This is a genomic window from Arthrobacter sp. P1_B11 (assembly GCF_056406715.1).
In genome coordinates, this window is sequence record NZ_JBFTZQ010000070.1 from 1 (window position 1) to 665 (window position 665).

1 protein-coding gene is annotated in these 665 nt (G+C 41.9%); it reads right to left on the reverse strand.

Going from position 1 to position 665, the window contains the following annotated elements:
- Nucleotides 1-599 (reverse strand): gag-polypeptide of LTR copia-type domain-containing protein (locus tag AC1D14_RS22590; RefSeq protein WP_476969238.1); only part of this gene is annotated, 599 nt, incomplete at its 3' end.
- Nucleotides 600-665 lie beyond the last annotated feature (66 nt).

A 665-nucleotide genomic window follows, 5' to 3' on the forward strand; every position in this document is an offset into this window, starting at 1 on the left:
ATCAGACTCTTCTTGGTCTTGAAGTGCTTCTTTGGCTTCTTGTCATTCTTCAATTTTGGACAGTCACTTTTGTAGGGCCCTGATTCTTTGCACTCAAAGCAAGTGACTTCCTTGATTGATGACTTCTTCTGGCCTGAGGAYTCAKACTTTCCTTTTGCCTTTCCAGAGCCTYTGWACTTGCTCTGCCTGTGCTTCCAGATGCGGTTGAGTCTYTTRGAGATCAGAGTCAGCTCATCTTCATCAGAATCTTCTGATGCTTCTTCAGATTCTTCTTCTTCAGCTTGAAGAGCCTTTGACTTCTCAACCTTAGCCTTTTCAGATTTGGATTTCAAGGCTATGGACTTTTTCCTCAGATCTTGCATCTCTGAGCGCTTCAGCTCATGGCATTTCAAAATGCTGATGAGTTMTTCTAAACTCATATTCTCAACRTCTCTCGTGAGCTCTATTGAAGTCACYAAAGGCATCCAACTTTCAGGAAGACACCTGATGACCCTTATGACATGATCTTTTGTTGTGTAGCTCTTGTTGAGAGGTCGTATGCCAGCTACAAGCAACTGAAATCTGGAGAACATTTCTTCAATGGACTCATTTGGCTCCATGATGAAGGATTCATACTTTTGGATCAAAGACAATGCCTTTGATTCTTTGACTTTCTTGTTTCCTTC